Raw genomic sequence first — 5,529 nt, 5'->3', positions numbered from 1 at the left:
ATTTAAAAGCTGGCGATGACTTACTCTCACATGGCAAGTGCCACACTACCATCAGCGCTAAGAGGTTTCACTTCTGAGTTCGGGAAGGGATCAGGTGGTTCACTCTTGCTATTGTCGCCAGCAAACTGTTTTGGTTTTGGGTGGTCTTACGTTTTTTGCCACTTAGTACCGAAAGAGTTATTAACGGATTAGATAATTGAGTCGGTATTGTAACTAGATTTCACACTAAATCAAGTTATGTATTGAATTTATCTTGAATACAACAACTGTTTGGGTGTTGTATAGTCAAGCCTCACGAGCAATTAGTATTGGTCAGCTTCACACGTCACCGTGCTTCCACACCCAACCTATCAACGTCCTAGTCTCGAACGGCTCTTTAGAGGAATAAATTCCTAGGGAAATCTTATCTTGAGGTAGGCTTCCCGCTTAGATGCTTTCAGCGGTTATCCCTTCCGAACATAGCTACCCGGCGATGCGACTGGCGTCACAACCGGTACACCAGAGGTTCGTCCACTCTGGTCCTCTCGTACTAGGAGCAGATCCTCTCAAATTTCCAGCGCCCACGGTAGATAGGGACCGAACTGTCTCACGACGTTCTAAACCCAGCTCGCGTACCTCTTTAAATGGCGAACAGCCATACCCTTGGGACCTGCTTCAGCCCCAGGATGAGATGAGCCGACATCGAGGTGCCAAACACCGCCGTCGATATGAACTCTTGGGCGGTATCAGCCTGTTATCCCCAGAGTACCTTTTATCCGTTGAGCGATGGCCCTTCCATACAGAACCACCGGATCACTAAGACCTACTTTCGTACCTGCTCGACTTGTGGGTCTCGCAGTTAAGCGCGCTTTTGCCTTTATACTCTACGCGTGATTTCCGACCACGCTGAGCGCACCTTCGTACTCCTCCGTTACTCTTTAGGAGGAGACCGCCCCAGTCAAACTACCCACCAGACATGGTCCTCGCCCCGGATTACGGGGCAGAGTTAGAACCTCAACATTACCAGGGTGGTATTTCAAGGACGGCTCCATTGGAACTAGCGTTCCAACTTCAAAGCCTCCCACCTATCCTACACAAGTAAGGTCAAAGTTCAATGTCAAGCTGCAGTAAAGGTTCACGGGGTCTTTCCGTCTAGCCGCGGGTACACTGCATCTTCACAGCGATTTCGATTTCACTGAGCCTCTGCTGGAGACAGCGCCGCCATCATTATGCCATTCGTGCAGGTCGGAACTTACCCGACAAGGAATTTCGCTACCTTAGGACCGTTATAGTTACGGCCGCCGTTTACTGGGGCTTCGATCAAGAGCTTCGCTTACGCTAACCCCATCAATTAACCTTCCAGCACCGGGCAGGCATCACACCCTATACGTCCACTTTCGTGTTTGCAGAGTGCTATGTTTTTAATAAACAGTTGCAGCGGCCTGGTTTCTGTGGCTGCCAATAGCTCAGGGAGCAAGTCCCATCACCGTCAGCAGCGTACCTTCTCCCGAAGTTACGGTACCATTTTGCCTAGTTCCTTCAGCAGAGTTCTCTCAAGCGCTTTGGTCTACTCGACCTGACCACCTGTGTCGGTTTCGGGTACGATTCCTGTGTAACTGAAGCTTAGAGACTTTTCCTGGAAGCATGGTATCAGCCACTTCACTGTACAAGTACAGCTTGCTATCAGTTCTCAGCATAGAGTACCCCGGATTTGCCTAAGATACATGCCTACAACCTTCCACCTGGACAACCAACGCCAGGCTGACTTAACCTTCTCCGTCCTCTCATCGCATTACACAGAAGTATTGGAATATTAACCAATTTCCCATCGACTACGCCTCTCGGCCTCGCCTTAGGGGTCGACTCACCCAGCCCCGATTAACGTTGGACTGGAACCCTTGGTCTTTCAGCGAACGGGTTTTTCACCCGTTTTGTCGTTACTCACGTCAGCATTCGCACTTCTGATACCTCCAGCATACTTCTCAATACACCTTCATCGGCTTACAGAACGCTCCCCTACCACTTGACTAATGTCAAATCCGCAGCTTCGGCACATAGTTTTAGCCCCGTTACATCTTCCGCGCAGGCCGACTCGACTAGTGAGCTATTACGCTTTCTTTAAAGGGTGGCTGCTTCTAAGCCAACCTCCTAGCTGTCTATGCCTTCCCACATCGTTTCCCACTTAACTATGATTTTGGGGCCTTAGCTGGCGGTCTGGATTGTTTTCCTCTTGACTACGGACGTTAGCACCCGCAGTCTGTCTCCCGGATAGTACTCATTGGTATTCGGAGTTTGCATCGGTTTGGTAAGTCGGGATGACCCCCTAGCCGAAACAGTGCTCTACCCCCAATGGTATTCGTCCGAGGCGCTACCTAAATAGCTTTCGGGGAGAACCAGCTATCACCAGGCTTGATTAGCCTTTCACCCCTATCCACAAGTCATCCCCTGGCTTTTCAACGACAGTGGGTTCGGTCCTCCAGTTAGTGTTACCCAACCTTCAACCTGCTCATGGATAGATCGCCTGGTTTCGGGTCTATACCCAGCAACTAAACGCCCTATTAAGACTCGATTTCTCTACGGCTCCCCTATTCGGTTAACCTTGCTACTGAATATAAGTCGCTGACCCATTATACAAAAGGTACGCAGTCACCGAACAAGTCGGCTCCCACTGCTTGTATGCATGCGGTTTCAGGATCTATTTCACTCCCCTCACAGGGGTTCTTTTCGCCTTTCCCTCACGGTACTGGTTCACTATCGGTCAGTCAGGAGTATTTAGCCTTGGAGGATGGTCCCCCCATATTCAGACAAGGTTTCACGTGCCTCGCCCTACTCGTCATCATTGTGTGTGCCCTTTCGTGTACGGGAATATCACCCTCTACGTTCGCACTTCCCAGAGCGTTCCACTAGAACACACACAACTTAATGGGCTGCTCCCCGTTCGCTCGCCGCTACTAAGGGAATCTCAATTGATTTCTTTTCCTAAGGGTACTGAGATGTTTCACTTCCCCTCGTTCGCTTCATAAGCCTATGTATTCAGCTTATGATACCCGCCTTATAGCGGGTGGGTTCCCCCATTCAGAAATCTCCGGATCAAAGGATATTTGCCGCCTCCCCGGAGCTTTTCGCAGGCTATCACGTCTTTCATCGCCTCTGACTGCCAAGGCATCCACCACATGCACTTAATTACTTGACTATACAACCCCAAACAGTCGTTAACACATACAAGTGAGTGTTATCGTTGCAAACTTAATTGCTACTGATTTGTTGTCTGTGAACTTAATCACCATACAGCTTCAATCTAAATTCATATACCAAAACGCTTGATTCAGTGTTTTTGCTAGTTCTCAATATGTTTAAATCAATCAAATAAATTCGATCAATCTAAATTCTTGAGTGAACAATTTATTTCAGACTCAATTTTCTAATCTGTTAATGATTAACTACCACCTCGTCGGTGAGTAGTAAACTGTGATAAATCACAGAAGTTAATAAACCAAGATCTTTCGATCTTCTTATTTATTAATTTCTATAAGCTATCTTGGAATTTAACTTTCGTTTTCTACATTACTTCGTAATGTATGGTGGAGACTAGGAGAGTCGAACTCCTGACCTCCTGCGTGCAAAGCAGGCGCTCTACCAACTAAGCTAAGTCCCCAGCTTATCATTTAATGAACGACATATCTTTCAATCTAAGCTACTGCAATCAGATTTGGTGGGTCTGACAAGACTTGAACTTGTGACCCCACGCTTATCAAGCGTGTGCTCTAACCAACTGAGCTACAGACCCTCAGATACATCTTCGAAGAACAACTTGTTGTGGATTCTTACCGATCGTCAATCTTTCGTTAAGGAGGTGATCCAGCCGCAGGTTCCCCTACGGCTACCTTGTTACGACTTCACCCCAGTCATCGGCCACACCGTGGTAAGCGTCCTCCTTACGGTTAGACTACCTACTTCTGGTGCAACAAACTCCCATGGTGTGACGGGCGGTGTGTACAAGGCCCGGGAACGTATTCACCGCGGCATTCTGATCCGCGATTACTAGCGATTCCGACTTCATGGAGTCGAGTTGCAGACTCCAATCCGGACTACGATCGGCTTTTTGAGATTAGCATCCTATCGCTAGGTAGCAACCCTTTGTACCGACCATTGTAGCACGTGTGTAGCCCTGGTCGTAAGGGCCATGATGACTTGACGTCGTCCCCGCCTTCCTCCAGTTTGTCACTGGCAGTATCCTTAAAGTTCCCGGCTTAACCCGCTGGCAAATAAGGAAAAGGGTTGCGCTCGTTGCGGGACTTAACCCAACATCTCACGACACGAGCTGACGACAGCCATGCAGCACCTGTATGTAAGTTCCCGAAGGCACCAATCCATCTCTGGAAAGTTCTTACTATGTCAAGACCAGGTAAGGTTCTTCGCGTTGCATCGAATTAAACCACATGCTCCACCGCTTGTGCGGGCCCCCGTCAATTCATTTGAGTTTTAGTCTTGCGACCGTACTCCCCAGGCGGTCTACTTATCGCGTTAGCTGCGCCACTAAAGCCTCAAAGGCCCCAACGGCTAGTAGACATCGTTTACGGCATGGACTACCAGGGTATCTAATCCTGTTTGCTCCCCATGCTTTCGTACCTCAGCGTCAGTATTAGGCCAGATGGCTGCCTTCGCCATCGGTATTCCTCCAGATCTCTACGCATTTCACCGCTACACCTGGAATTCTACCATCCTCTCCCATACTCTAGCTTCCCAGTATCGAATGCAATTCCCAAGTTAAGCTCGGGGATTTCACATCCGACTTAAAAAGCCGCCTACGCACGCTTTACGCCCAGTAAATCCGATTAACGCTCGCACCCTCTGTATTACCGCGGCTGCTGGCACAGAGTTAGCCGGTGCTTATTCTGCGAGTAACGTCCACTCATCCTAGGTATTAACTAGAAGAGCCTCCTCCTCGCTTAAAGTGCTTTACAACCAAAAGGCCTTCTTCACACACGCGGCATGGCTGGATCAGGCTTCCGCCCATTGTCCAATATTCCCCACTGCTGCCTCCCGTAGGAGTCTGGGCCGTGTCTCAGTCCCAGTGTGGCGGATCATCCTCTCAGACCCGCTACAGATCGTCGCCTTGGTAGGCCTTTACCCCACCAACTAGCTAATCCGACTTAGGCTCATCATTTAGCGCAAGGTCCGAAGATCCCCTGCTTTCTCCCGTAGGACGTATGCGGTATTAGCATTCCTTTCGGAATGTTGTCCCCCACTAAATGGCAGATTCCTAAGCATTACTCACCCGTCCGCCGCTAGGTTAGGTAGCAAGCTACCCTTCCCCGCTCGACTTGCATGTGTTAAGCCTGCCGCCAGCGTTCAATCTGAGCCATGATCAAACTCTTCAGTTTAAAATCATTAGTAGCTTATGGCTACAAATCTTGGCTCATCAATTTTCTGACTAAAAATTCGCTCAAATAAACTTCGAGAAATTTTTACCATTCAATCAATGAAATATTTTCGATCGATCAATCAGTAAAAATCCACACAAGTTGTTCTTCTATTCTCTTAATGATC

At 48.6% G+C, this 5,529-nt stretch carries 2 tRNA genes and 3 rRNA genes; all 5 read right to left on the bottom strand.

Annotation, left to right across the window (positions count from 1 at the left end):
* Positions 1–7: 7 nt before the first annotated feature.
* Positions 8–122, bottom strand: a 5S ribosomal RNA gene (rrf, locus tag F3J02_RS18330).
* A 159-nt stretch (positions 123–281) separates the two neighbouring features.
* Positions 282–3,172, bottom strand: a 23S ribosomal RNA gene (locus tag F3J02_RS18325).
* Positions 3,173–3,558: 386 nt separating this feature from the next.
* Positions 3,559–3,634: transfer RNA gene (locus F3J02_RS18320), tRNA-Ala, on the bottom strand.
* A 55-nt stretch (positions 3,635–3,689) separates the two neighbouring features.
* Positions 3,690–3,766 (bottom strand) — tRNA-Ile (locus F3J02_RS18315).
* A gap of 59 nt (positions 3,767–3,825) precedes the next feature.
* A 16S ribosomal RNA gene (locus tag F3J02_RS18310) occupies positions 3,826–5,363 on the bottom strand.
* The 16S, 23S and 5S rRNA genes sit together here with 2 tRNA genes alongside, the layout of an rRNA operon.
* Between the last annotated feature and the right edge of the window lie 166 nt (positions 5,364–5,529).

The sequence above is a fragment of the Acinetobacter sp. Tr-809 genome (genome assembly GCF_011753255.1).
Lineage (GTDB): Bacteria > Pseudomonadota > Gammaproteobacteria > Pseudomonadales > Moraxellaceae > Acinetobacter.
Note: the sequence above shows the minus strand (reverse complement) of the source record. Positions and strands in the feature narration are given on the sequence as shown.